The organism is Streptomyces sp. NPDC005302, assembly GCF_040607345.1.
In the GTDB taxonomy this organism is placed as follows: Bacteria; Actinomycetota; Actinomycetes; order Streptomycetales; family Streptomycetaceae; genus Streptomyces.
In genome coordinates this window covers 102,041-125,365 of record NZ_JBEXGN010000016.1, presented here as the reverse complement: position 1 = coordinate 125,365, position 23,325 = coordinate 102,041, and the positions used below count along the sequence as shown (strand labels likewise).

Annotated in this window: 22 protein-coding genes; 13 read left to right on the top strand and 9 right to left on the bottom strand. The window is 71.8% G+C overall.

The window, feature by feature from the left end:
* Positions 1 to 10 precede the first annotated feature (10 nt).
* The 3 genes from ABZT74_RS23425 to ABZT74_RS23415 form a co-directional block, all read right to left on the bottom strand.
* Positions 11 to 259, bottom strand: coding sequence for a hypothetical protein (locus ABZT74_RS23425; RefSeq protein WP_355865457.1), 249 nt, complete (start codon positions 257 to 259; stop codon positions 11 to 13).
* On the bottom strand, positions 256 to 759 hold the full coding sequence (locus tag ABZT74_RS23420; protein ID WP_355865613.1) for a sigma factor-like helix-turn-helix DNA-binding protein: 504 nt from the start codon (positions 757 to 759) through the stop codon (positions 256 to 258). The genes ABZT74_RS23425 and ABZT74_RS23420 overlap by 4 nt, the downstream gene beginning before the upstream one ends.
* A gap of 239 nt (positions 760 to 998) precedes the next feature.
* Positions 999 to 1,505, bottom strand: coding sequence for a MarR family transcriptional regulator (locus ABZT74_RS23415; RefSeq protein ID WP_355865455.1), 507 nt, complete (start codon positions 1,503 to 1,505; stop codon positions 999 to 1,001).
* Between the two features lie 165 nt (positions 1,506 to 1,670).
* Between ABZT74_RS23415 and ilvA the strand changes: the two genes are divergently transcribed.
* The 3 genes from ilvA (at position 1,671) to ABZT74_RS23400 (ending at position 4,936) form a co-directional block, all read left to right on the top strand.
* Complete coding sequence (ilvA, locus tag ABZT74_RS23410; protein WP_356166400.1) at positions 1,671 to 2,900, top strand: threonine ammonia-lyase; 1,230 nt, start codon at positions 1,671 to 1,673, stop codon at positions 2,898 to 2,900.
* Between the two features lie 177 nt (positions 2,901 to 3,077).
* On the top strand, positions 3,078 to 4,082 hold the full coding sequence (locus ABZT74_RS23405; RefSeq protein ID WP_355865451.1) for an ATP-binding cassette domain-containing protein: 1,005 nt from the start codon (positions 3,078 to 3,080) through the stop codon (positions 4,080 to 4,082).
* Entirely contained in the window at positions 4,079 to 4,936 is an 858-nt protein-coding gene (locus tag ABZT74_RS23400; protein WP_356166398.1) for an ABC transporter permease, read from the top strand. Before ABZT74_RS23405 ends, ABZT74_RS23400 begins: the two co-directional genes overlap by 4 nt.
* A gap of 97 nt (positions 4,937 to 5,033) precedes the next feature.
* On the opposite strand, the gene greA is transcribed toward ABZT74_RS23400, so the two are convergent.
* Together greA and ABZT74_RS23390 are read right to left on the bottom strand one after the other, a co-directional pair.
* Entirely contained in the window at positions 5,034 to 5,531 is a 498-nt protein-coding gene (gene greA / locus ABZT74_RS23395) for a transcription elongation factor GreA (RefSeq protein ID WP_355865447.1), read from the bottom strand.
* A 210-nt stretch (positions 5,532 to 5,741) separates the two neighbouring features.
* Positions 5,742 to 6,143, bottom strand: coding sequence for a DUF4307 domain-containing protein (locus ABZT74_RS23390; protein WP_356437779.1), 402 nt, complete (start codon positions 6,141 to 6,143; stop codon positions 5,742 to 5,744).
* A 151-nt stretch (positions 6,144 to 6,294) separates the two neighbouring features.
* Between ABZT74_RS23390 and mca the strand changes: the two genes are divergently transcribed.
* Entirely contained in the window at positions 6,295 to 7,176 is an 882-nt protein-coding gene (mca, locus tag ABZT74_RS23385; RefSeq protein ID WP_356166395.1) for a mycothiol conjugate amidase Mca, read from the top strand.
* Entirely contained in the window at positions 7,169 to 7,465 is a 297-nt protein-coding gene (locus tag ABZT74_RS23380; RefSeq protein ID WP_356437777.1) for a hypothetical protein, read from the top strand. Before mca ends, ABZT74_RS23380 begins: the two co-directional genes overlap by 8 nt.
* A gap of 72 nt (positions 7,466 to 7,537) precedes the next feature.
* Here ABZT74_RS23380 and ABZT74_RS23375 read toward each other — a convergent pair whose 3' ends face one another.
* Positions 7,538 to 10,741 carry a tetratricopeptide repeat protein gene (locus tag ABZT74_RS23375; protein WP_356437775.1) on the bottom strand — a complete coding sequence of 1,068 codons (3,204 nt, stop codon included), beginning with the start codon at positions 10,739 to 10,741 and terminating at the stop codon, positions 7,538 to 7,540.
* Positions 10,742 to 10,936: 195 nt separating this feature from the next.
* On the opposite strand from ABZT74_RS23375, the gene ABZT74_RS23370 reads away from it, so the two are divergent.
* Positions 10,937 to 12,976 carry a thioredoxin domain-containing protein gene (locus ABZT74_RS23370; RefSeq protein WP_356437773.1) on the top strand — a complete coding sequence of 680 codons (2,040 nt, stop codon included), beginning with the start codon at positions 10,937 to 10,939 and terminating at the stop codon, positions 12,974 to 12,976.
* Between the two features lie 24 nt (positions 12,977 to 13,000).
* Here the strand turns inward: ABZT74_RS23370 and ABZT74_RS23365 are convergent, their stop codons facing one another.
* From ABZT74_RS23365 to ABZT74_RS23355, 3 genes are all read right to left on the bottom strand, one after another.
* Entirely contained in the window at positions 13,001 to 13,726 is a 726-nt protein-coding gene (locus ABZT74_RS23365; RefSeq protein ID WP_356166382.1) for a Mut7-C RNAse domain-containing protein, read from the bottom strand.
* 4 nt (positions 13,727 to 13,730) lie between these two features.
* Entirely contained in the window at positions 13,731 to 14,393 is a 663-nt protein-coding gene (locus ABZT74_RS23360) for a TetR family transcriptional regulator (RefSeq protein ID WP_356437771.1), read from the bottom strand.
* Positions 14,394 to 14,723: 330 nt separating this feature from the next.
* Positions 14,724 to 15,437: a hemolysin III family protein gene (locus tag ABZT74_RS23355; protein ID WP_356437768.1), complete on the bottom strand. Its 714-nt coding sequence runs from the start codon at positions 15,435 to 15,437 to the stop codon at positions 14,724 to 14,726.
* Positions 15,438 to 15,761: 324 nt separating this feature from the next.
* Between ABZT74_RS23355 and ABZT74_RS23350 the strand changes: the two genes are divergently transcribed.
* From ABZT74_RS23350 to ABZT74_RS23320, 7 genes are all read left to right on the top strand, one after another.
* On the top strand, positions 15,762 to 17,579 hold the full coding sequence (locus ABZT74_RS23350) for a phosphoenolpyruvate carboxykinase (GTP) (protein ID WP_356437766.1): 1,818 nt from the start codon (positions 15,762 to 15,764) through the stop codon (positions 17,577 to 17,579).
* A 221-nt stretch (positions 17,580 to 17,800) separates the two neighbouring features.
* A complete protein-coding gene (locus ABZT74_RS23345; protein ID WP_356437763.1) occupies positions 17,801 to 18,787 on the top strand; it encodes a serine/threonine-protein kinase in 987 nt (328 codons plus the stop codon).
* The gene (locus ABZT74_RS23340; protein ID WP_356166372.1) at positions 18,774 to 19,238 is read left to right on the top strand and encodes a hypothetical protein; all 465 of its coding nucleotides are present in this window, start codon (positions 18,774 to 18,776) and stop codon (positions 19,236 to 19,238) included. The genes ABZT74_RS23345 and ABZT74_RS23340 overlap by 14 nt, the downstream gene beginning before the upstream one ends.
* A 115-nt stretch (positions 19,239 to 19,353) precedes the next feature.
* Positions 19,354 to 20,496 (top strand): hypothetical protein, encoded by a 1,143-nt coding sequence (locus ABZT74_RS23335; protein ID WP_356437760.1) that lies wholly within the window; start codon positions 19,354 to 19,356, stop codon positions 20,494 to 20,496.
* Between the two features lie 17 nt (positions 20,497 to 20,513).
* Positions 20,514 to 21,275, top strand: a complete 762-nt coding sequence (locus tag ABZT74_RS23330; RefSeq protein WP_356166366.1) for a hypothetical protein — start codon at positions 20,514 to 20,516, stop codon at positions 21,273 to 21,275.
* 26 nt (positions 21,276 to 21,301) lie between these two features.
* The gene (locus ABZT74_RS23325) at positions 21,302 to 22,108 is read left to right on the top strand and encodes a PP2C family serine/threonine-protein phosphatase (RefSeq protein WP_356437758.1); all 807 of its coding nucleotides are present in this window, start codon (positions 21,302 to 21,304) and stop codon (positions 22,106 to 22,108) included.
* Positions 22,105 to 23,271 carry a hypothetical protein gene (locus tag ABZT74_RS23320; protein ID WP_356437756.1) on the top strand — a complete coding sequence of 389 codons (1,167 nt, stop codon included), beginning with the start codon at positions 22,105 to 22,107 and terminating at the stop codon, positions 23,269 to 23,271. Before ABZT74_RS23325 ends, ABZT74_RS23320 begins: the two co-directional genes overlap by 4 nt.
* The last annotated feature ends 54 nt before the right edge of the window (positions 23,272 to 23,325 follow it).

The window sequence follows — 23,325 nt, the reverse complement described above, 5'->3', positions numbered from 1 at the left end:
GACGGCGCCGTCACCAGTTCGACAGGGGTGGAGTCGTCTCCGACGGCGGCTCCACCCACGGCTGAACGGTCACGGCCCAGATCACGAAGACCACGGCCGCGGCGCACAGCAGCACCCACATGACGCGCCGCGCCGCCCTCCTGCGGCGCAGCATGCGCCCGCCACGGCGTACGGCCTCGCCGTACAGGTCGGGCGGGACCGCGGGCGGGGTCCGCTCCAGCATGTGGCGTACGGCCGCCTCGCGCTCCGGCAGGTTCATGACGGAGCCACCTCCATCCGGGCGGGCGCCGGGCCGCGCGGCGGATGGAGCAGCGTCGCCGTCGCCCGCGCGCAGATCACCCGTACGCGCTCCACGGGGAGGCCGAGCAGGGCCGCCGTCTGTTCCTCGGCGACGCCCTCGTACAGCCTCAGGACGAGGATCAGCCGTTCGTGGGGCGTGAGCCGGGCCAGGACGCTGTCCGGGGCGGGGGAGGGGCGCAGCCGCCCGAGCCCGCCGTACTGGTGCCAGGCGGCCCGCTGGAAGCGCACGGCGAGTTGCTGGCGGGTGCTGTCGTAGGGGTCCTCGCCGTGCAGCCGGTCCCAGGTGGCGTACGTGTGGGCGAGGGACAGGGTGAGCAGGCGCCGCGCGCGCGGGTTGGCGTCCCCGGGTTCCGCCGTGAGAAGGGTGGCGGTGTGCAGCAGCCGTCCTGCCGCGCCCGCGACGAACGCCTCGAACTCCCGGGCCCGGCGAACGCCTTGGGACGCATGCCGTTCTCGCACCATGCCTCCCGCCTCAGGGCGACTGTGGAAGCGGGTCCGCGGCCGCGTGCGGCCCGCCGCACCGCGTGCGACGAGGACCCGGTCTCATATGAGGGCAGCCGCGGCCTTCCGGTCAAGAGTCCCGCGTACACCCGCGGGTGAACCGGGGCCCTCGCGCGCGCGTCGCGCGTGTACGCACGCGCGCGTGAAGGTCAACGGAGACCGGGGAAGCCCGGAACGGCGCATGGCGCCCGCGAGGGTCAGGAGGACGGTTCGGAGTCCGCCGCCGGTACGCCCTGGGAGGCCTGGCGGGCGGAGAGCGCGGTGTTGAAGCGGGTGAGCAGGGAGCAGAACGCCTCGCGCTCCTCCGGCTCCCAGCCGGTGGTCAGTTCGGCCATCAACTGGCGCCGGGAGGTGCGCACTTCATCGAGCCGGGACTGGCCGCGCGGCGACAGCTGGAGCACCACGGCGCGCCCGTCCTCGGGGTGCGAGGTGCGCTTGACGAGTCCGGTGTCGACGAGCGGGGCGACCTGCCGGGTGACCGTCGAGGAGTCGATCCCCATGCTCGCGGCGAGCGCCTTGACGCCCATCGGGCCTTCCTTGTCGAGGCGGTTGAGCAGCAGGTACGCGGCGCGGTCCATGGAGTTGCGCACCTGCCCCACCCCGCCGAGCCGGGTCTGTTCCGCACGGCGCGCGAAGACCGCGACCTCGTGCTGGAGGGTTTCGAGGAGACCGGTGTCACCGACGGTCGTCATGTCCATCGACATTTCTGGTGTTGTGGGCATGGCCGGGGGCTCAATTCATGCGTGGGGAGCTGGGTTGGGGGACAGGGTACGCGGCTGGGGAGCGGGCCGTACCGGGGCTGCGCAAACCCGGTCTCGGAGGGTGGTCACGACGGGAGTGCGCCCGCGTGAACTGCGAGACTGGGGGTCATGAGCTACAGCACGGCTGACTCCTTTCCCAGTGTGACTCTGGATGACGTGCGCGGCGCGCAGAAGATGCTCACCGGGGTGGCGCGGACGACCGCGATGGAGGGCAGCCGGTACCTGACGCGGCTGGTGGGGGCGCCGGTGCACCTCAAGTGCGAGAACCTCCAGCGGACGGGTTCCTTCAAGCTGCGCGGTGCCTACGTGCGGATCGCGGGCCTGCTTCCGGAGGAGCGCGCCGCGGGTGTCGTCGCGGCGAGTGCGGGAAACCACGCGCAGGGCGTCGCGCTCGCGTCCTCGTTGCTCGGAGTGCGGTCCACGGTCTTCATGCCGACGGGCGCCCCGCTGCCGAAGGTGGCGGCCACCCGGCACTACGGCGCCGAGGTGAGGCTGCACGGTCAGGTGGTCGACGAGACGCTGGCCGCCGCGCAGGAGTACGCGGCGCGTACGGGGGCCGTTTTCATCCATCCCTTCGACCACCCCGACGTCATCGCGGGGCAGGGCACCGTCGGCCTGGAGATCCTCGAACAGTGCCCCGAGGTGCGCACGATCGTCGTGGGCGTCGGCGGCGGCGGTCTCGCGGCGGGTGTCGCGGTCGCGGTGAAGGCGCTGCGCCCGGACGTACGGGTCGTCGGGGTGCAGGCCGAGGGCGCGGCGGCGTACCCGCCCTCGCTGGCGGCCGGGCGGCCGCTGTCGATCGAGCGTCCGGCGACGATGGCCGACGGCATCAAGGTGGGCCGCCCCGGCGACGTGCCCTTCCGGCTCGTCGAGGACCTGGTCGACGAGGTCCGCACGGTCTCCGAGAGCAACCTGTCCAGCGCGCTGCTGCTCTGCCTGGAGCGCGCCAAGCTGGTCGTCGAGCCGGCCGGCGCGAGCCCCGTCGCGGCGCTGCTGGCCGATCCGGAGGCCTTCGAGGGCCCGGTGGTGGCCCTGCTGTCGGGCGGGAACGTGGACCCGCTGCTGATGCAGCGGATCCTGCGGCACGGCATGGCGGCAGGCGGCCGCTACCTCGCCGTCACGCTGCGGCTGACGGACCGGCCCGGCGCCCTGGCCACGCTTCTCGGGGTGTTGTCAGTGGCGGATGCCAATGTTCTCGATGTGAGTCACGTACGGACCGATCCGCGGCTCGGGCTCACGGAGGTGGAGGTCGAGCTCCAGCTGGAGACGAAGGGGCCCGAGCACTGCGCCGAGGTCAATCTGGCGCTGCGCGAGGCGGGTTACACGGTCATCGACTGAGGTCGGCGCCGCTGTCACGGTCCGGTCGCTCTCCGTAGAGAAACCTCTTGAGAGACGCGATACATCGCGTTATGGTGTGTGTGGCGGATCGGCTCGACGCCCGGGTGGGATCGAACCGAGAAAACTATGCTCATTGGGTAAAAATCCGAGAAATCCCCAAAGACGTGGAGAACTCTTATGCCAGGCGCCATCTACGCCGAAGGCCTGGTGAAGACCTTCGGTGACGTAAAGGCTCTGGACGGCGTCGACCTCGATGTCCCGGAAGGCACCGTCCTCGGCCTCCTCGGGCCGAACGGCGCGGGCAAGACGACCGCCGTCCGCTGTCTCACGACCCTGCTGCGCCCCGACAGCGGCAAGGCCGTGGTCGCGGGCATCGACGTCCTCAAGAACCCCGACGCGGTCCGCCGCAGCATCGGCCTCTCCGGACAGTTCGCCGCGGTCGACGAGTACCTGACCGGCCGGGAGAACCTCCAGATGGTCGGCCAGCTCTACCAGATGCGGGCCAAGGCCGCGAAGGTCCGGGCGACCGAGCTGCTGGACCAGTTCCACCTCGCGGACGCGGCCGACCGCACCGCCAAGACCTACTCCGGCGGTATGCGCCGCCGGCTCGACCTGGCGGCCGCCCTCGTGGTGTCGCCGCCGGTCATGTTCATGGACGAGCCGACGACCGGCCTCGACCCCCGCAACCGCCAGCAGCTGTGGGAGGTCATCAAGCAGCTGGTCTCCGGGGGCACGACCCTGCTGCTGACCACGCAGTACCTGGAAGAGGCCGACCACCTGGCGCACGACATCTGCGTGGTCGACCACGGCCGTGTCATCGCCCGCGGCACCGCCGACGAGCTCAAGGCGCAGACCGGCGGCGAGCGCGTCGAGGTCGTGGTGCACGAGCGCGACCGCATCGCGAGCGCCTCCGAGGTGCTCCGCGGCTTCGGCAAGGGCGAGACCACGGTCGAGCAGCACACCCGCAAACTCACCGTGCCGGTCAGCGGCGGCGCCAAGCTCCTCGCGGAGGTCATCCGCGAACTGGACGCGCGCGGCATCGAGATCGACGACATCGGCCTGCGCCGCCCCACCCTCGACGACGTCTTCCTCTCCCTCACCGGCCACGCCGCCGAGCAGGAGACCGCGGAGGGCGACCCGGAAGACGGCGCCGACCAGCGCAGCAAGGAGACCGCGAAATGACCGCCGCAACCGACACCGTGCAGGTCATGCCGCGCGGGAGCGCCATCGGCCAGTCCGTCAGGGACTCCCTGGTCATGGCCAGGCGGAACCTGATCAGGATGTCCCGGATCCCGGAGGTGGTGATCTTCGGGCTGATCCAGCCGATCATGTTCGTGGTGCTGTTCACCTACGTGTTCGGCGGCTCCATGAAGATCGGCGGCAGCACCAGTTCCTCCGCCTACACCAACTTCCTGATGGCCGGCATCTTCGCGCAGACCGTCACGTTCGCCACCGCGGGCGCCGGCGCGGGCATCGCCGACGACATGCACAAGGGCCTCGTCGACCGCTTCCGCTCACTGCCCATGGCGCGCGGCGCCGTGCTGACCGGCCGCACCCTGGCCGACCTCGTACAGACCGCGCTGACCCTGCTCGTCCTCGCGGGGGTCGCCCTGCTGGTCGGCTGGCGCGTCGGCTCGTTCGGCAGCACCAACGCGCTCCGGGTCGCCGGGGCCTTCGGGCTGCTGCTCCTGCTGGGGTACGCGTTCACCTGGATCGGGGCGCTCATCGGCCTGTCCGTGCGGACGCCCGAGGCGGCCACCTCCGGCGGGCTCATCTGGCTCTTCCCGGTCACCTTCATCTCGAACGCGTTCGTGGACACCAGCAACATGACCCCCTGGCTGCGGCACATCGCGGACTGGAACCCGTTCAGCGCCACGGTGCAGGCCTGCCGTGTCCTGTTCGCCAACCCCGGGCAGTCCACATCCGGCGCCTGGCCCATGCAGCACTCGGTGTGGGCCTCGGTCATCTACTCCGTCCTCATCGTGCTGATCTTCCGCACCCTCGCGGTCCGCAAGTACCGCTCGGCCACGGCATGAGCCGTACCCGCTGACCCGCCCGGTGTGAGCGCGTCCGGACATGGCGATGCCCCCGGCTTCCGGCCGGGGGCATCGCTGTCGTCGCTGGTCCTGGGGCTCAGCCCTGGTAGGGCACGGCCTTGAGGATCTTCACCTTGGCGAGCTTGCCGTTCGGCAGCTCGTACTGGGCGTCCTCGCCGACCTTCTTGCCGCTCACGCCGGAGCCCAGCGGGGACTGCGGGGAGAAGGTCTCGATGTCGGAGCTCGCGTACTCGCGGGAGGCGAGCAGGAAGTCCAGGGTGTCGTCCTCGTCGCCGTCGAAGGCGATGGTGACGACCATGCCCGGTGCGACCGCGCCGTCCGCCGCGGGAGCCTCGCCGACCTTGGCGTTCTCCAGGAGCTGGGTCAGCTGGCGCACACGGAGCTCCTGCTTGCCCTGCTCCTCCTTGGCCGCGTGGTACCCGCCGTTCTCGCGCAGGTCGCCCTCCTCGCGCGCGGCCGCGATCTTGCCGGCGATCTCCGTGCGCGCGGGACCAGACAGGTGATCCAGCTCGGCCTTGAGCTGGTTGTACGCCTCCTGGGTCAGCCAGGTGACGTTCTCGCTGGTCTGGGTCACAGGTGCTCCTCGTAGGTACTGGGATACAAAGCATCGCCCTACCCAGAAGAATGTGCTTTCACGGGTGGGCGAAACCACGAGCCTAACAATTCAGTGGCCCGGAGGGGAGGACATAAGACATCAGAATTACGTCGACGCAGGTCAGCGTCGGATACCGACAGTGATCACGGGCCGCGTCCGTACCGCCGGCGCCGCGTGGCCGGGGACCGCTCAGCCGCTGTGGCAGCCGAGGAGCTCCGCCGTGGTGCCACGGCCCGTCGTCCGCAGCGTGACCACCTTGTCGACGCGGGACGCGTCCCGGGCGAAACGGAAGTCCGCGCGGCCCACCTCGACCCCGTCGGCGTCCTGGGACCGCACGGTGCAGTAGCCGCTCGAACCGGCGTCCTTGTGCACCTCCAGGTGCGCCTCGACCGCGGTGTCCGAGACGGCCTTGAACGCGATCACCTGGGCGCTGATCTTGGTCCCGCCGATGTAGTCGTAGCCGAACCAGCCGATCAGGGCGATGAGGACGACACCGAGGACACCCCCGATGACCTTGAGCCTGCGGTCCGCGCGCTCGTCCGCGGAGCGGCCGTACCGGCCCTCGGGCAGCCGCGTGCTCGCCGTGGTCATGATCGTCCTCTCGGCCGGGCCCCCGAACGGGGACCCCGGAATTATTCGCCCCCCGATTCCGTCACTATAGAAGCCGCCCATCGCGCTGATTCACGCCGGGCGCCGACAGCCGACCTACCCAGGCGACAGCCGACCGACCGAGGATTGAGTCTTGACTGACCAGCTGCGACTGATGGCCGTGCACGCCCACCCCGACGACGAGTCGAGCAAGGGCGCGGCCACCATGGCGAAGTACGTGTCCGAGGGGGTGGACGTGCTGGTCGTGACCTGCACGGGCGGGGAGCGCGGCTCCATCCTCAACCCCAAGCTGCAGGGTGACACGTACATCGAGGAGCACATCCACGAGGTGCGCAAGAAGGAGATGGACGAGGCCCGCGAGATCCTCGGCGTCAAGCAGGAGTGGCTCGGCTTCGTCGACTCGGGCCTGCCCGAGGGCGACCCGCTGCCGCCGCTCCCCGAGGGCTGCTTCGCCCTGGAGGACGTCGACAAGGCGGCCGGCGAGCTCGTCCGGCAGATCCGCTCGTTCCGCCCGCAGGTGATCACCACCTACGACGAGAACGGCGGGTACCCGCACCCCGACCACATCATGACCCACAAGATCACGATGGTGGCGTTCGAGGGCGCGGCGGACACCGAGAAGTACCCCGAGACGGAGTTCGGCCCGGCCTTCCAGCCGCAGAAGCTCTACTACAACCAGGGCTTCAACCGCCCCCGCACCGAGGCCCTGCACCACGCGCTCCTCGACCGGGGCATGGAGTCGCCGTACGGGGACTGGCTGAAGCGCTGGAGCGAGTTCGAGCGCACCGAGCGCACCCTGACCACCCACGTTCCCTGCGCGGACTTCTTCGAGATCCGGGACAAGGCGCTCATCGCGCACGCCACCCAGATCGACCCCGACGGCGGCTGGTTCAAGGTCCCCATGGACCTCCAGCGAGAGGTCTGGCCGACCGAGGAGTACGAGCTCGCGAAGTCCCTCGTCGATACATCCCTCCCCGAGGACGACCTCTTTGCGGGCATCCGCGACAATGCCTGACATGAGCGCAAGCCTGGCACTGACGCACCTCGCCCCCCTCGCCAAGGAGGTCGACGAGAACAAGGTCACCCCCGGCGTCCTCGGCTTCATCGTCTTCGCGGTGATGGCCCTGGCCGTCTGGGGCCTGATGAAGTCCATGAACCGCCACATGGGCAAGGTCACCTTCCCCGAGGACGCCGACACCGAGGCGGGCCCCGGCACCGCCGACCGGACGGCCTCCGCCCCGGCGGCCACCGGCACCGGCACCGCGGGCTCCGGCTCCGGCGGAGCCGCGCCCGCCAAGGGCTAAGGCTGAGCCCGGGTCCCGCACGCCGGGACCCGGGCGGCCCGCCATGAGCGGCCCGCCCGGCGTGGTGCCTCCTCAGCCCCGGCCCGCCCCCATCGACACGCCCATCACGTCACGGGCGTGGCGGCCCGGAACCATGCCCAGACGCCACGCCTGCCAGCCCGCGTCCAGATCCACGCCCCGCTCCAGCAGGAGCTGGTAGGCCTCGATGCAGTCGTCCAGCTTCCCGTCCCGCGTCGCATGGCCGGTCCGCGACAACTGCGCCAGCTCCTCCTGGGCCACCGCCGCCCCCACCTCGTAACCACCCGGCGCCGCGTAGGGGAGCAGGGTGCTGCGCAGGAAACGCGCCCAGTCCTCGCCGCGGTGGTCGCCGTACGAGGCGAACAGGCCGACGGCCTCGTCGCACAGCCCCATGGCCTGCTGCGCACGGCCGTTGCCCGCGTCGACCACGGCGAGCTCCAGACACGTCCAGGCCTCGCCGTGCGCCACCCCGATGCGCTGGAAGTCCGCCCGGGCGTCCACCAGGAGCTGACGGGCGAAGCCGGAGTTGCGCAGCGAACCCGTCTGCGCGGCCCGCTGGTCGCGGGTCACCCGGGCCGAATGGTGACGGGCACAGGCGAGCCCGTACACGTCCCGCATCCGGGAGAACATCGTCCGCGAACGCTCCAGCTCGCGCACCGCCTGGTCGAGATTCCCGGTCTCCTCCAGGGCCTGGCCCAGGTAGTAGACCGTCCAGGCCTCGCCGCGCGCGTCCTCGTTCTCCCGGTGCCGGGAAGCCGCCTGGCGCAGCCCGTCGACCGCGGACGACGGATCGCCCTCCACGAGCCGGGCCCGGGCCAGCTGGGTCAGCGCCCAGGCCTCACCACGGGCATCGCGCGTACGACCGTACAGATCGAGCGCCTCACGCAGTTCCCGGTCGGCGCGCGGCACGTCGCCCATCCGCAGCCCGAGCTGCCCCAGCTGGAAGTGCGCCCACGCCTCGCCGTGCACCGAACCGCTCGCGCGGTGCAGCACCAGCGCCTCGGTGAGCAGGTCCAGCGCCTGGGCGAGCCGGGACCGATCGCGCTCCACCGCCGCCAGCGCGTGCATCGTCCACGCCCGGTCGGCCGCCAGCTCGGGAGACGCCTGCAGGTCCATGGCCTCCTGGAGCTTGGCCGCCGCCTCCGTCAGATTGCCCTGGTGGTGCAGCGTGATGCCCAGCGAGCACAGCGCCCGCGCCGCACCCGCGTCGTGGTGCGCCTCGAAGTACAGGTCCACCACCGACGCCAGCGTCGTCCGCGCCTTGTCCAGCTCACCCAGCTGACGGGCCGCGATACCGGTACGCCACTGCACCGAACGCACCAGCAGCCCCTGGTCCACGGCCTGCGTCAGCTCACTGATCTCGCCGAGCCGGTACAGGTCGCCGCGCAGCAGGCAGTAGTCGCACAGGGCGCCCAGCAGGTTCAGGACCGCCGCCTGGTTCACCCCCTCGGCGTGCCGCAGGGCCGCCGTGATGAAGCTCGACTCGTCGTCCAGCCAGCGCAGCGCGGCGTCCAGCGACGTGAAGCCGTGCGGCCCGAACTGGTCGGCGCGCGTCGACGTCTTCCCGTCGACCAGGCGGATCACCGAGTCGGCCAGCTCCGCGTAGTTCACGATCAGCCGCTCCTGCGCCGCCGTACGCTCCGACGCCTCCTCCTCGTCGTGCAGGCGCGCGGCGGCGAACGCCCGGACGAGATCGTGCAGGCGGTAGCGGCTGCCGCGAACATGGTCGATCAGACCCGCCTGCGACAGGGCGGTCAGATGCCGGGTCGCCTCCGGTTCGTCGGTCGCGAGGAGCGAGGCCGCCGCCGCCGCGCCGAGCGAGGCCCGGCCGGCCAGCGCCAGCCGGCGCAGCAGTCGGCGGCCCATGTCCGACTGGTCCGTGTACCGCAGCCACAGCACCCGCTCCACGGGCTCCACCGGCCCGTACGCCGCCAGATCGGTGGCCAGCAGACGAGCGGTACGCGGGCCGAGCGACGACCCCGCGACGCGCAGCGCCAGCGGCAGCCCACCGCACAACTCCCGCACCCGATCGGTCGATTCGGCGTCGTACGGGCCGGACCTGTCCTGCGCCGACGCGGTGAGCAGTTCCTCCGCGCCCGCCGCGTCCAAGGCCTCGACGGGCAGCTGGTGCACCCAGGCCGCCAGATCGGCGGGCAGGTCGAGCGGCTTGCGCGCGGTGACCAGGACGAGACTCTCCGAACGCTCCGGCACGAGGGTGCGCACCTGCTCGGCGTCGCTCGCGTCGTCCAGCACGATCGTCACCGGCAGACCCGTCAGATGCTGGTGGTACAGCTCGCTCAGCCGCCTGGCCTGCTGGTCCTGCGAGGAACGCTCACGGAACAGGAGCTGTTCACGGGGCGCGCCCAGCCGGTTCAGCAGGTGGAGCAGCGCGTCCCGGGTGGTGAGCGGCGGATCGTCCGGGCTGTCACCCCGCAGGTCCACCACGCACGCGCCGCGGAACTGGTCCTTCAGGGTGTGCGCCGCACGGATCGCGAGCGTGCTGCGGCCCGAGCCGGGCGCGCCGTGCAGCACGACGACCGTCGGCTTCGTCTCCGTGCTCGCCCGGGCCGCCTGCACCCACTGCGCGACCCGGGACAGCTCGGTCCGGCGCCCGGCGAACGGGCCCTCCGACTCCGGCAGTTGACCGAAGGACTGCTCCAGGACACTGCGTCTGCGGGCCGCCGCGCTCTTGTCGGTACGCCGCAACTGGGGCGCGCCCTTCTTCGCCCCGGTCGACGCGTTGAGTACCCGCTGCTGGTCGAGGAACGGCCGGATACCCCGCACCTCCAGGGCGGTCAGCCACTGGAGCCGCAGCTGCTCGGGGCCGCCGGGCTGGCCCAGCGCCCCGGCCCGGCGGCTCGCGGCCGGCACGTGCGTGGCCGTCACCTTGAGGACGGTGGCCGCTGCGCCCGCCACCGCCACCGTCGCCCCGGTGCCGACGGCCGTACCCGCGCCGGTACCGAGCGCCAGGTCGGCGACGACAGCCGTTAACGCGGCAACGGCGGCCACCAGCAACGGAGTTCCGGATCCCTCACGGGCATAGCGCTGCCCGAACGTCTGCTGCCCCGCCGCCGCCTCGTCCAGGGCCCGTGTGTACGTCTCGTACTCCTCCGCGGCCGTCTCCGCCATCGCGTCGAGCGCGGCCCGAGCCCGCGACAGCAGCACTCCGCCGTCGACACGCCCTCCCGAGCGGCGCACCTCCTCCTCGACGGCCCTGGCCAACAGGCGCTCGGCCTCCGCCCGGTGGCTCTCCCGCATGTCACGTCCCCCTCCGGCAGCAACTCCTTGGCCTATGAGTGTCCTTCGGGAGCGACCTGAGCGCGAGAGGGCCGACGATCACCGTTCGGCCGCCGGCTGCGGTGCGGCGCGCGTTGGGCGGATCGGGTGGTGCGTCCACGCCGGGCGCGCAGGCCGTCCCGCCACGGGCGGGGACCGGTCAGGCAGGATGGAAGCATGCCGAACCGACTGGCCCATGAGACGTCCCCCTACCTGCTCCAGCACGCCGACAACCCCGTCGACTGGTGGCCCTGGTCGGCCGAGGCCTTCGAGGAGTCACGCCGGACCAACCGGCCCGTCCTGCTGAGCGTCGGGTACAGCAGTTGTCACTGGTGCCATGTCATGGCCCACGAGTCCTTCGAGGACGAGGCGACCGCCGCCTACCTGAACGAGCACTTCGTGAGCGTCAAGGTCGACCGGGAGGAGCGGCCCGACGTCGACGCCGTCTACATGGAGGCCGTGCAGGCGGCGACCGGGCAGGGCGGCTGGCCCATGACGGTCTTCCTCACGCCGGACGCCGAGCCGTTCTACTTCGGCACCTACTTCCCGCCCGAGCCCCGCCACGGCATGGCCTCCTTCCGGCAGGTACTGGAGGGCGTGTCCGGCGCCTGGACCGAGCGGCGCGACGAGGTCGCGGAGGTCGCCGGGAAGATCACCCGCGATCTCGCCGAGCGGGAGATGAACTTCGGGGACAGCGGTGTGCCCGGCGAGGAGGATCTGGCCGGCGCGCTGCTCGGCCTCACCCGGGAGTACGACGCCACGCGCGGCGGCTTCGGCGGGGCGCCGAAGTTCCCGCCGTCCATGGTGATCGAGTTCCTGCTGCGCCATCACGCGCGGACCGGCTCGGAGGGTGCGCTCCAGATGGCCGTGGACACGTGCGGCCGGATGGCCCGCGGTGGCCTGTACGACCAGCTCGGCGGCGGTTTCGCCCGCTACTCCGTCGACCGTGACTGGGTGGTCCCGCATTTCGAGAAGATGCTCTATGACAATGCGCTTCTCTGCCGGGTCTACGCCCATCTCTGGCGGGCCACCGGGTCGGGACTCGCCCGGCGGGTCGCCCTGGAGACCGCCGACTTCCTGGTGCGTGAACTGCGCACCGCCGAGGGCGGGTTCGCCTCGGCGCTGGACGCCGACAGCGATGACGGGAGCGGGCGGCACGTCGAGGGCGCGTACTACGTGTGGACGCCCGCGCAGCTGCGCGAGGTGCTCGGGGACGCGGACGCCGAACTCGCCGCCCGGTACTTCGGAGTCACCGAGGAGGGCACCTTCGAGGAGGGTGCCTCGGTGCTCCAACTGCCCCGGCAGGAAGGTGCCGTCGACGCGGAGAAGGTGACGTCGCTGCGGGAGCGGCTGCTCGCCGCGCGGGCCGGGCGGCCGGCTCCGGGACGGGACGACAAGGTGGTCGCGGCCTGGAACGGCCTCGCGGTGGCCGCTCTCGCCGAGACCGGCGCCTACTTCGACCGCCCCGACCTGGTGGAGGCCGCGATCGGCGCCGCCGACCTCCTCGTACGCCTCCACATGGACGAGCACGCGCGGCTCGCCCGGACCAGCAAGGACGGCCGGGCCGGCGCGAACGCCGGGGTGCTGGAGGACTACGCGGACGTGGCCGAGGGCTTCCTCGCGCTGGCGTCCGTGACCGGGGAGGGCGTCTGGCTGGAGTTCGCCGGATTCCTGCTCGACCACGTCCTCGCGCAGTTCACGGACGCGGAGTCGGGCGCCCTGTACGACACGGCGGCGGACGCCGAGCAGTTGATCCGCCGCCCGCAGGACCCCACCGACAACGCGACGCCCTCCGGGTGGAGCGCGGCCGCCGGTGCGCTGCTCTCGTATGCCGCGCAGACCGGCGCCGAGCCCCATCGCGCCGCGGCGGAGCGGGCGTTGGGCGTGGTGAAGTCGCTGGGTCCGCGGGCGCCCCGCTTCATCGGCTGGGGCCTCGCGGTCGCCGAGGCGCTGCTCGACGGTCCCCGGGAGGTCGCGGTCGTCGGTGAGAGCGGCGATCCCGCCATGACGGCCCTGCGCCGTACGGCACTTCTGGGTACCGCGCCGGGTGCGGTGGTGGCGACCGGGGTGCCGGAGAGCGACGAACTGCCGCTGCTCGCCGGGCGGCCCCTGGTGGACGGCAGGCCCGCCGCCTACGTCTGCCGTCACTTCGTGTGCGACGCCCCGACGACCGACCCCGAGGAGCTGCGCGAGACCCTGGTCAGCCCGAACGCCTGAGGGGCGGGGCCGGTGTCGGGGGTGTCAGCTTCCGAACTCCGCGAGGGCGCGTTCCACGACGGCCTCCAGACGGTCGTGGTGCGCGCCCTTCCAGTAGGCGCGCCCGCACTCCCCGCACTGCGCGAACACGTCGTACGACCGCTCGGTGCCGCTTCGAAGCTGTTCGGCGACCTGTTCCTTGGTGGCCGGTGCGAGGGGGCCGTTGCACGCGGTGCAGCGGGTCCACGGTTTCAGCTCGGGTGCGAACCTGCCCAGTACGTCGCGGAGTTGGTCGTCGGGCTGGGTGCTGTAGACGAAGCCGCCCGCCCACAGTTCCCGGCGGCGCAGCAGTCCGCGGTCGCGGCTGAGCAGGACGCGTCGTTCGGCCGCCGACCGTGCGGCGAGGGCGGGGTCGCCGATGTCGGTGGACTCGTAGGCCGTGTCGACGCCGAGGAGGCGCAGCCTGCGGGCCAGGGTTCCGAGGTGGACGTCGAGGAGGAAGCGCAGTGGTGCCCCGGGGACGTGCTGCGGTCGCTCGACCGGGCAGACCCGTACCGACTCGCCGGCTGCCGGGATGTGCGAGAACGGCACGTCCGTGCCGTCCACGACCAGGGCGCCGACCTCGGTGAGCGGGACGCCGAGCGACTCGACGACGTGGCCGAGGGTGGAGGAGCCGTCGGTGGCGGCGGGGGTGGCTCCCGTGCGGCGGGCGTGTGGGACGAACAGCCCCAGTTCGGGGGCGAATTCGATGTGGATCTCCGGTCCGTTCACGCGGTCAGGATGACATGCGGGGCGCGCCCGTGGCCTCCGGGTTTCCGGGCGGCAGACCGTGCTCCAGGACGCTGACGGTCCGGTCGACGAGGTCGGCGAAGTCTTCCCGGTGGCCGGTCTCGGCCCAGTAGAGGGAGGTCTCCATCAGTGCGCCGATCAGCGACATGGCGAGGACGCGGGCCTCCAGGCTGTCCGGGTCGCGGCCGACGCGTTCGGCGATGGCCCGGCTGAGGATTCTCCCGGTGACCGAGGCGCTCTCCATCATCCGGGACCGCACCGAGGGGACCTCGGCCATCAGCCGTGTCCGCAGCCGGCAGACCTCGGGGTCCTGCGACGGACCGAGGCCGATGGCCTCGCGGAGCACGTGGCGCAAGGAATCGGACCAGGGTTCGTCGGCCGGGCGCTCTCGCAGTTCCTGTTCCAGCAGGGGGTCGTACTCGTCGGTGAGGACGATGTCCTCCTTGGTGGGGAAGTACCGGAACACGGTGGAGGGGGAGACCTCGGCCGCCTCCGCGATCTGCTCGACGGTCGTCGCGTCGTACCCCCGCGTCTCGATGAGCCGGTACGTCGCCTCGCGGATCGCGATGCGGGTCTTGGTCTTCTTCCGTTCGCGGAGCCCCGGCCGGGGCTCCGCGGCGGGAGGGGAACTCTGTGCGGTGGCGGCCATGGCCCTCATTGTCCGGCATCTGACGGGGCCGGCGCCGTGGTGGTGTCCTGGCACGAGTGTGCCCGCGACCAGGGCGCCGGGCGCCTGGGGCCGTCAGCGGCGTGGTCGCGCCGGGCGATGTCGTCGCCTGTGATCGCTGATCGCCAGTATCTAAGCTGATCGCCACCATCTGATGAGAGTGACTTTTAAAAGGTGGTGACTGTCAATTCATTGAGCCCCGGTCGATCGGGGCTCGCTGTCCGTCCGGGGAACGCGCGGTGGCCGCGGCTCGAAAGCCGCGGCCACCGCTGGAGAAGGGGGTCCGGGGGCGCTGGTGGCGCCCCGGAGGGGTCAGCCGTGCTGGTAGGCCACCAGGGAGATGCCGACGTAGTGCACGACGAACGCCGCGAGGGTCAGCGAGTGGAAGACCTCGTGGAAGCCGAAGTAGCGCGGTGACGGGTTGGGGCGCTTGATTCCGTAGATGACCCCGCCCGCGCTGTAGAGCAGGCCGCCCACGACGACCAGGACGAGGACGGCGATGCCGCCGGTGCGCATGAAGTCCGGGAGGAAGAAGACGGCCGCCCAGCCCATCGCGATGTAGCAGGGGGTGTAGAGCCAGCGGGGCGCGCCGACCCAGAACACCCGGAAGGCGATGCCGGCCGCCGCGGCGGCCCAGATGCTCCACAGGAGCCACTTCCCCTTGGCGTCCGGGAGCAGCAGCATCGTGAGCGGGGTGTAGGTGCCCGCGATGATCAGGAAGATGTTCGCGTGGTCGAGTCTGCGCAGGACGCCGTCCATGCGCGGGCTCCAGTCGCCGCGGTGGTAGAGGGCGCTCACGCCGAACAGCAGGCAGGCCGTCAGGGCGAAGATCCCGCAGGCGACGCGACCGCGAGGTGAGTCCGCCAGTGCGGTGAGGATCAGTCCGGCGACGAGGGCGGCCGGAAACATGCCGAGGTGCAGCCAGCCGCGGAGCTTGGGCTTGATCTCTTCCGACAGGGTGTGCGCGATGGACGCGGGGCCGGCGGCCGGCGAGTCCGTGGGCGCGTCGGGGACGGACGCAGTCATGGGCCGAATCGTACCTACGGAACCGTAAGTTACGCGTCAGTCCGGCGTAAGGAGCCACCCAATAGTGGTCATGGTCTCACGCGGCTGGCCGGACGGCGCGGGGGTACTCGCGGTGAACCCGAAGCAAGCGGGGGGAAACCCTCCGGCGAGTGGCGATGCTCACTCCGCTCAGGTGTGAGGCCCTCTGGACATATGGGCGGTTCAGTCGGATGATCAAATGAGTGCGGTCGGCACCGGATGAGCGCCAGGGGGTCAACCACCGTGAAGCATCCGGGTCGCAGCCCCCACGGGGCACAACAACAAAACCCTCATTTAGGAGCAATCGTGGCGCGCGACATCGCGGCTCCCGTCCCGACCAACCACAAGGAACTGATCTCGTGGGTCAACGAGATCGCCGAACTGACCGAGCCGGACAACGTGGTCTGGTGCGACGGATCCGAGGCCGAGTACGAGCGACTGAGCGAGGAGCTCGTCCGCAAGGGCACCTTCAGGAAGCTCGACCCGATCAAGCGCCCCAACTCGTACTACGCGGCCTCCGACCCGACCGATGTCGCCCGGGTCGAGGACCGGACCTTCATCTGCTCCGAGAAGGAGCAGGACGCGGGCCCGACCAACCACTGGAAGGCTCCCGCCGAGATGCGGGAGATCTTCGCGGGGGAGAAGGGCGTCTTCCGCCGCTCCATGAAGGGCCGGACGATGTACGTCGTCCCGTTCTGCATGGGTCCCCTCGGCTCGGACCTCTCCGCGATCGGCGTCGAGATCACCGACTCCGCCTACGTCGCCGTCTCCATGCGCACCATGACCCGCATGGGACAGCCCGTCCTCGACGAACTCGGTACCGACGGCTTCTTCGTGCGTGCTGTGCACACGCTCGGAGCGCCGCTGGCCGAGGGCGAGGCGGACGTGCCGTGGCCGTGCAACTCCACGAAGTACATCTCGCACTTCCCCGAGTCCCGCGAGATCTGGTCGTACGGATCGGGCTACGGCGGCAACGCCCTGCTCGGCAAGAAGTGCTACGCCCTGCGCATCGCGTCCGTGATGGCGCGCGACGAGGGCTGGCTCGCCGAGCACATGCTCATCCTCAAGCTGACGCCGCCGCAGGGCGAGTCGAAGTACGTCGCCGCGGCCTTCCCGAGCGCCTGTGGCAAGACGAACCTCGCCATGCTGGAGCCCACCGTCTCGGGCTGGACCGTCGAGACCATCGGTGACGACATCGCGTGGATGCGCTTCGGCGAGGACGGCCGGCTGTACGCCATCAACCCCGAGGCCGGCTTCTTCGGCGTCGCGCCCGGCACCGGTGAGCACACCAACGCCAACGCGATGAAGACCCTGTGGGGCAACTCCGTCTTCACCAACGTGGCGCTCACCGACGACAACGACATCTGGTGGGAGGGCATGACGGAGGAGACTCCGGCCCACCTCACCGACTGGAAGGGCAACGACTGGACGCCCGAGTCCGGTTCGCCCGCCGCGCACCCCAACGCCCGCTTCACGGTGCCCGCCTCGCAGTGCCCGATCATCGCGCCCGAGTGGGAGGACCCGAAGGGCGTGCCGATCTCGGCGATCCTCTTCGGCGGCCGCCGCGCCACGGCGGTGCCGCTGGTGACGGAGTCCTTCGACTGGAACCACGGGGTCTTCCTCGGCGCGAACGTCGCCTCCGAGAAGACCGCCGCCGCCGAGGGCAAGGTCGGCGAGCTGCGCCGCGACCCGTTCGCCATGCTGCCGTTCTGCGGCTACAACATGGGCGACTACATGGGCCACTGGGTCGACGTCGCCAAGGACAAGGACCCGGCGAAGCTCCCGAAGATCTACTACGTGAACTGGTTCCGCAAGAACGACGCGGGCAAGTTCGTGTGGCCCGGCTTCGGCGAGAACAGCCGTGTCCTGAAGTGGATCGTCGAGCGCCTCGAAGGCAAGGCCGAGGGCGTCGAGACCCCGATCGGCGTCCTGCCGACCCGGGAGTCCCTCGACACCGACGGACTCGGACTGGCCGACTCCGACCTCGACTTCCTGCTCACGGTCGACAAGGAGGTCTGGCGCGAGGAGGCCGCGCTGGTCCCCGAGCACCTCAACACCTTCGGCGAGCACACCCCGACGGAGCTGTGGGACGAGTACCGCGCGCTGGTGCAGCGCCTGGGCTGACGCCCGCCCGCCGCTCCGCGGCCGGTCCCGTCGCCCTGACCCGCGACGTCGTCCGGACCGGCCGCGGTGACAGCACCCCGCCGGGGCCCCGCACACCACTGTGCGGGGCCCCGGCCTCTTTCGTCCCGGCGTCCCCGCCCGTGCCGGAACGGCTGAAAAAGCGCGGATTTCGGGGGACACTCCTGACATCCAGCAGTGAACCCCGAAATGAGGTGGGCGGGGTGCGCACACCGGTCAGTGACCCCCTGAGGATCGGCCCGTACCGCATCGTGGGGCGGCTCGGCTCCGGCGGCATGGGATGGGTGTATCTCGGCCGTTCGCCCGCGGGGCGTGAGGTCGCCGTCAAGGTGGTGCGGCCCGAGTTCGCCGCGGAGCGCGAGTTCCGGGAGCGGTTCGCCCGCGAGGTCGCGGCGGCACGCGTGGTCAGCGGCGCCTACACCGCCGCCGTCGTGGACGCCGACACCGAGGCCGAACTGCCCTGGCTCGCCACGCTGTACGTGCCCGGGCCCTCGCTCGCCGAGGCCGTCCGCGCCGACGGACCGCTGCCCGAACCACAGGTACGACGCCTCGGCGCGGGGCTGGTCGAGGCACTCCAGGCGATCCACGCCGCCCACGTCGTGCACCGTGACCTGAAACCGGCCAACGTGCTCCTCGCCTCCGACGGCCCGCGCGTCATCGACTTCGGGATCTCCCGGGTGGACGGCGCCCCCGGACTCACCCAGGTCGGCGTCGTCGTCGGCACCCCGCCCTTCATGTCGCCGGAACAGATCAAGGGGGCCCCTGTCGGCCCGCCGAGCGACGTCTTCTCCCTCGGCGGGGTCCTCGTGTACGCCCTCACCGGCCGGCCCCCGCACGGCAGCGGCGAGGCGGTGCGCTACCGGGTCGCCCTCGCCGAACCCGAACTGGACGGCATCCCGCCGGCGTTGCGGGCCCTGATCGCGCGCTGCCTGGCCAAGCGGCCCGAGGACCGGCCCCGTCTCGACGACCTGCTCGCCGGCCTCCTGGAGCCGGAACGCCGCCCGGCCGCCTGGCCGCCGCCCGCGGTGGCCCACAGCATCAAGGTGCGCACCAGGGACCTCGCGAAGCGCCGTCAGGAGAGCGGCACGGCGTCCGTGCCCTCCTGTCTGCTGCTGCACGCCCAGGCCCTGCTGGACGCCGGTCTGACCGACGCGATGGTCGCCGGGGCGGTGGGCCGTGCCGGCGCCTGACTCCCTTCCCGGCGGCGGCCACGAGATCCTGGAGATCGGCACGCACTGGCGGCAGTTGGTGCGGAACTGGGTGGCCGGGCGGAATTACCACACCACGGCCGATCCCGATTCCGTTTCCATGGGGTTCGATCTCCCGGAGACGGGCCGGACGGTGACCGTGCGCTTCATGACGACCAAGAGGCTTCTGGTCGCTTTCGCGACCGACGGGCATTATCTGCGCCAGGACCAACTCGCCGTCGCCGCCGCCGCGTCGAATGCCTGGAACACCGAACAGCTGAATCCCATGCTGTCCGTGTGGGACGTCCGCGGGCCCCGCCCGTGCCTCGCGGGTGTGTGCGACCTTCCGCTGACCTGCCGGATGACCCAAGCGGATTTCGATGCTTTGGCCAATGACTGGGTGGAACGGGCGAGACAGATGTTCACCCGGTGCCACCAGGTGTTCGCGTTGTAGAAGTGAATTCCGCCGGCTTTCCCAAACCCTTTCGGCCGACGGCCGGTTACCGCCACTATGAGCACGTGCCTTTCAGGGCCACGGGGGTGTGCCTTTGGGCCACGGGGGGTTGCCCATGCGGCGTTCTTTCTCGGTCATCGCGCTCTTTGGACTGCTGGCCGTTCTCGCTCCCGCGGCGTCGGCGGCCGGAGCGACGTGCGGTACGGATCTCGGCCGGCGACTGCGGTGCTGGTCCCGGTGGATCGACGAGGGGACGGTCCACGTCACCCTCGACCGGGCCGTGCCCTTCGACGGCGACGCGGACGACCGCAGGGGCGTCGAACGCACGCTGTGGGAGGGCCGGGAGAACCTCGTCGTCGAGGTCCCGGCGGGCGGCCGCACCGGACCGGGCGGAACCGCGCTCCTCCTGCTGGCCGACCGCGGGGGCCGGCTCGTCGCGAAGGACGCCACGATCGACCGGCTCACCCCAGGCGCCGTCGCCGAACTGGCCGACCTGCGGGCCTGCCACCCCGAGAACCCCAAGGACCCGTGCGCCGTGCTCGGCAAGGGCTCCCTGACCGGCGCCGCGTTCATCGCCCAGGGCCAGGCCGCCGACCTGGCCCGCCACACGTACGCCGTCGCGGACTCCGTCGACCCGCCGGTCGCCACCCCGTCCCGCACCACCGGGACGGCCAGGAGCGAGCAGGGCGCGCGGGACGGCAAGAGCGGCGGCGACTCCGGTTCCGGCGGTTCCGACACCGCCACCCGGATCCTCGCCGTCCTGTGCGCCGTGCTCGTCGTCCTGCTCGGCGCCCTCCTCTTCCTCGTGCGCCGCTCCTCCCACGCGGTCGGCTCCCTGTCCCGGCGCGCGCTCGCCGCCCCCGTCGTCGGAGCCGTGCCGGACGCCGCCGGGTCGGCCCCTCCCCGGGCCGCCGACGAGAGCACCACCCGCATCAGGACCCCGGACCCGGCCGGCCGCGGCCGGGCCGCGGACGAGGGCACCACCCGCCTGCGGGTCGCCGCGCCCGCCCACCGCTACCGGCGGGTCGGCAACGTACCGGGCCCCGCCCGCTCCGCCGTCGTCCGCACCGAGCTGCACCCGCAGGGCTATGTCGAGCTCGACCGCGTGCTGTACCGGGCGGTGTGGGCCGAACCCGGCCGCCCGCCCCCCGTTCCCGGCGCGCTCGTCGACGTCACCGACGCGCGGGAGCAGGACGCCGACGTCCTGTACGCGTTCCCGCCGACCACCGGACGGCACGCCCGGGCCGCCCGGCCCTGAGACCAGGAGAGACCTCCATGCACAGCGAATACCCGCCCACCCTGCCGGCGGAGTACGCCGACATCGAGTTCGAGAACAACGCGCAGCGGCTGCCGCTCGTCCTGTGCCTCGACACGTCCAGCTCCATGGCGGGCCGGCCCATCCAGACGCTCAACAACGCGCTCATGGAGTGGACCCGTGAACTGCACGACGACGTCAGCCTCAGCTACAGCGTCGAGGTCGCCGTCGTCACCTTCGGCGGCCAAGGCGTCGCCGCCTGGCGCGGTCCCCAACTCCTCGCCCCGGGCGTCCCGGTGAGCCCCTTCGTGGCCGCCCACATGTTCCAGCCACCGCAGCTCGTCGCCGCCGGCGTCACCCTGATGACCGAGGCCCTCGACCTGGCCATGCACATCGTCGCCGCCCGCAAGGCCGAGCTGCGCGCCTCGGGACTCCAGTACTACCGGCCCCAGATCTGCCTCGTCACCGACGGACTGCCGACCGACGCCACGGGCCATCTCTCCGACTCCTGGCACCGGTTGATCCCGGTCCTCGCCGAGGAACAGCGCGCCCGCCGCTTCCGGCTGTACGCGATCGGCGTCGGCGGGATCACCGACCGCGGCGAGCAGGTGCTCCAGGCGTTCGCGCCGAAGTTCAACGCCCGTCTCCAGGGGTTCCCGTTCCGCGAGCTGCTCCAGATGATGTCCGCGAGCGCGGGCGCCGAGCAGAAGGGCGCGGGCGACGAGGTCTTCGAGAAGATCTTCAGCCAGTTCAAGACACAGCGCCCGGCCTGGGAGTCGTGACGATGACCGGACGGGACGGCTGAGCGATGACCGGAGCCGACGAGCACGAGACGCCGTGGCGGATCCACGGCATGAGCGTCGAGGGCTACCGCCACCGCCGCCAGGGACTGCCCTGCCAGGACGCCTGCGCGTACGCGGTGACCGCGTCCGTCGCCGTCCTCGCGGTCGCGGACGGCGCGGGCAGCAGGCCGCGTTCGGAGGAGGGCTCGCGGCTGGCCGTCGAGCTGGCCGTCGAACACTTCGCGCGCAGGGCGGGGGCAACCGCCGACCGCCGCCCCGGCGAGGCCGTGCACGCCGTCCTGGAGGAGGCCTTCCACGACGTCAGCAAGGTATTCCTGGACCGGACGGGCGCCGACGCGGCGGACTTCGCGACCACGCTCACCGTGGTCGTCCTCGCCCGGGGCTGGGTCGGCCATCTGAGCGTGGGCGACGGATTCGTCGTCCTGCGGGCCGGTACGGAGGACGGGGAGCGCCAGTTCCATCTGCTGCCCCAGCCGCCGCCGGCCGGCGAGTACAGCAACGAGACGGTCTTCCTCACCTCGCCGGACGCCGCCCGCTGGGTGCACACCGACTGCCTGTCCGACGACGGCGTCGACGGCGTGCTGCTCTCCACGGACGGCCTCGCGCAGGCCGCGCTCAACCGCTCGGCGAGCGGTGCGCCGTCCCCGAACCCCTCGTTCGTGGAGGCCGTCTTCCGCTCCCTCGACGTGCCCGGACCCGTCACCGACAGCGCCCACGAGGGCCTCGCCACCCTGCTCCGTTCCGACCGGCTCACCGCCCTGAACGCCGACGACAAGACCCTGCTGCGGGCCGTCCTCAAGGCGCGGCCGTGAGCGGCCTCACCGTGTACCTCGACGGCGAGCCCGTCCTCCTCGCCGAACTGCCCCTCAAGGGCGGCGGCCAGGCGGCCGTCTACCCCGTCGTCGGCGACGACACCACCGTCGTCAAGCTGTACCGGGAACCCCCGGGCCCCGAGCAGGAACGGCGCCTGACCCGGATGCTCACCATGTCCCCGCTCGCCGCGCGCCCCACCGACGCCTCGCAGCCGCCCGAACTGGCCTGGCCGACCGCGCTCGCCCGCGGTGCGGGCGGCGAGTTCCTCGGGTACGCCATGCACCGCTTCGGCGAACCGGGGCACGTCCAGCTCATCGGCCTGTTCACCCGCGCCCAGCGTCTCAAGCTGTTCACCGACCGGGCGGACTGGCGCTTCCTGCTCGGCGTCGCCTGGAACCTCGCCTTCATGACGGCCCGCATGCACTACGACAACCTCGTCATCGGCGACTTCTCCAGCAGCAACGTCGTCGTCGACGCCAACGGCTTCGTCACCTTCCTCGACTGCGACTCCATCGCCTTCAACGACCCGGTGACCGGGGAACTCTTCCCCTGCCTGATGCACACCGCCGACTACTCGTCACCGGAACGGCAGGCCGGCGGCCCCGCGACCCGTGCCACCGACGACTTCGCCCTCGCCGTCCTCGTCTACCAGCTGCTGACCGCGGGCAACCACCCCTTCGGCGGGGTCCCGCACGAGAGCGCCTCCGAGTCGACCGTCAAGGACAACATCGCCGCCAGCTGCTCCTACGTCGTCCGGCCCGAGCGGGTCGTCATCCCGCGCGGCACCATCGACCCCTCCGTCCTGCCGCCCGAACTCCTCACCCTGGCCCTCGCCGCCTTCGGCCCGGGCGTCCACGAGCCCGCGGCGCGGCCCCCGGCGGAGGCCTGGCTGCGCGCGCTGGACACCGAGCGCGCCCACGTACGCCGCTGCCCGGACCGCCCGCTGCACGCGTACGGCTCGCATCTGACGTCGTGCCCGTGGTGCGCGCGGGCGGCGGTCACCCGGCACGATGTGTTCAACGTTCCCGTGCCCGTCGCCGCCCCGGTGCCGGACCCGCCGTCCCGGCCGCCGACGACGGGCGAACCGTGGGCCAAGGCACTCAAGGTGGCGCTGCTGATCGCGGTGGTCCTGATCCTGGTGGTGATCGCGGCGAACGCCTGACCCGCCGGCCGGGTGAACACCGGCGGCCGGCACGGGCGCTGAGCACCCGGGGCG

What these genes read in the sequence shown, in the direction of transcription:
- ABZT74_RS23325 (WP_356437758.1), top strand. Translation starts at nt 21,302, where the DNA reads ATGACCGGAGCCGACGAGCACGAGACGCCGTGGCGGATCCACGGCATG.
- ABZT74_RS23405 (WP_355865451.1), top strand. Translation starts at nt 3,078, where the DNA reads ATGCCAGGCGCCATCTACGCCGAAGGCCTGGTGAAGACCTTCGGTGAC.
- ABZT74_RS23375 (WP_356437775.1), bottom strand. Translation starts at nt 10,741, where the DNA reads ATGCGGGAGAGCCACCGGGCGGAGGCCGAGCGCCTGTTGGCCAGGGCC.
- ABZT74_RS23425 (WP_355865457.1), bottom strand. Translation starts at nt 259, where the DNA reads ATGAACCTGCCGGAGCGCGAGGCGGCCGTACGCCACATGCTGGAGCGG.
- ABZT74_RS23390 (WP_356437779.1), bottom strand. Translation starts at nt 6,143, where the DNA reads ATGACCACGGCGAGCACGCGGCTGCCCGAGGGCCGGTACGGCCGCTCC.
- ABZT74_RS23415 (WP_355865455.1), bottom strand. Translation starts at nt 1,505, where the DNA reads ATGTCGATGGACATGACGACCGTCGGTGACACCGGTCTCCTCGAAACC.
- ABZT74_RS23380 (WP_356437777.1), top strand. Translation starts at nt 7,169, where the DNA reads ATGCCTGACATGAGCGCAAGCCTGGCACTGACGCACCTCGCCCCCCTC.
- ABZT74_RS23400 (WP_356166398.1), top strand. Translation starts at nt 4,079, where the DNA reads ATGACCGCCGCAACCGACACCGTGCAGGTCATGCCGCGCGGGAGCGCC.
- ABZT74_RS23330 (WP_356166366.1), top strand. Translation starts at nt 20,514, where the DNA reads ATGCACAGCGAATACCCGCCCACCCTGCCGGCGGAGTACGCCGACATC.
- ABZT74_RS23335 (WP_356437760.1), top strand. Translation starts at nt 19,354, where the DNA reads ATGCGGCGTTCTTTCTCGGTCATCGCGCTCTTTGGACTGCTGGCCGTT.
- ilvA (WP_356166400.1), top strand. Translation starts at nt 1,671, where the DNA reads ATGAGCTACAGCACGGCTGACTCCTTTCCCAGTGTGACTCTGGATGAC.
- ABZT74_RS23355 (WP_356437768.1), bottom strand. Translation starts at nt 15,437, where the DNA reads ATGACTGCGTCCGTCCCCGACGCGCCCACGGACTCGCCGGCCGCCGGC.
- ABZT74_RS23370 (WP_356437773.1), top strand. Translation starts at nt 10,937, where the DNA reads ATGCCGAACCGACTGGCCCATGAGACGTCCCCCTACCTGCTCCAGCAC.
- ABZT74_RS23360 (WP_356437771.1), bottom strand. Translation starts at nt 14,393, where the DNA reads ATGGCCGCCACCGCACAGAGTTCCCCTCCCGCCGCGGAGCCCCGGCCG.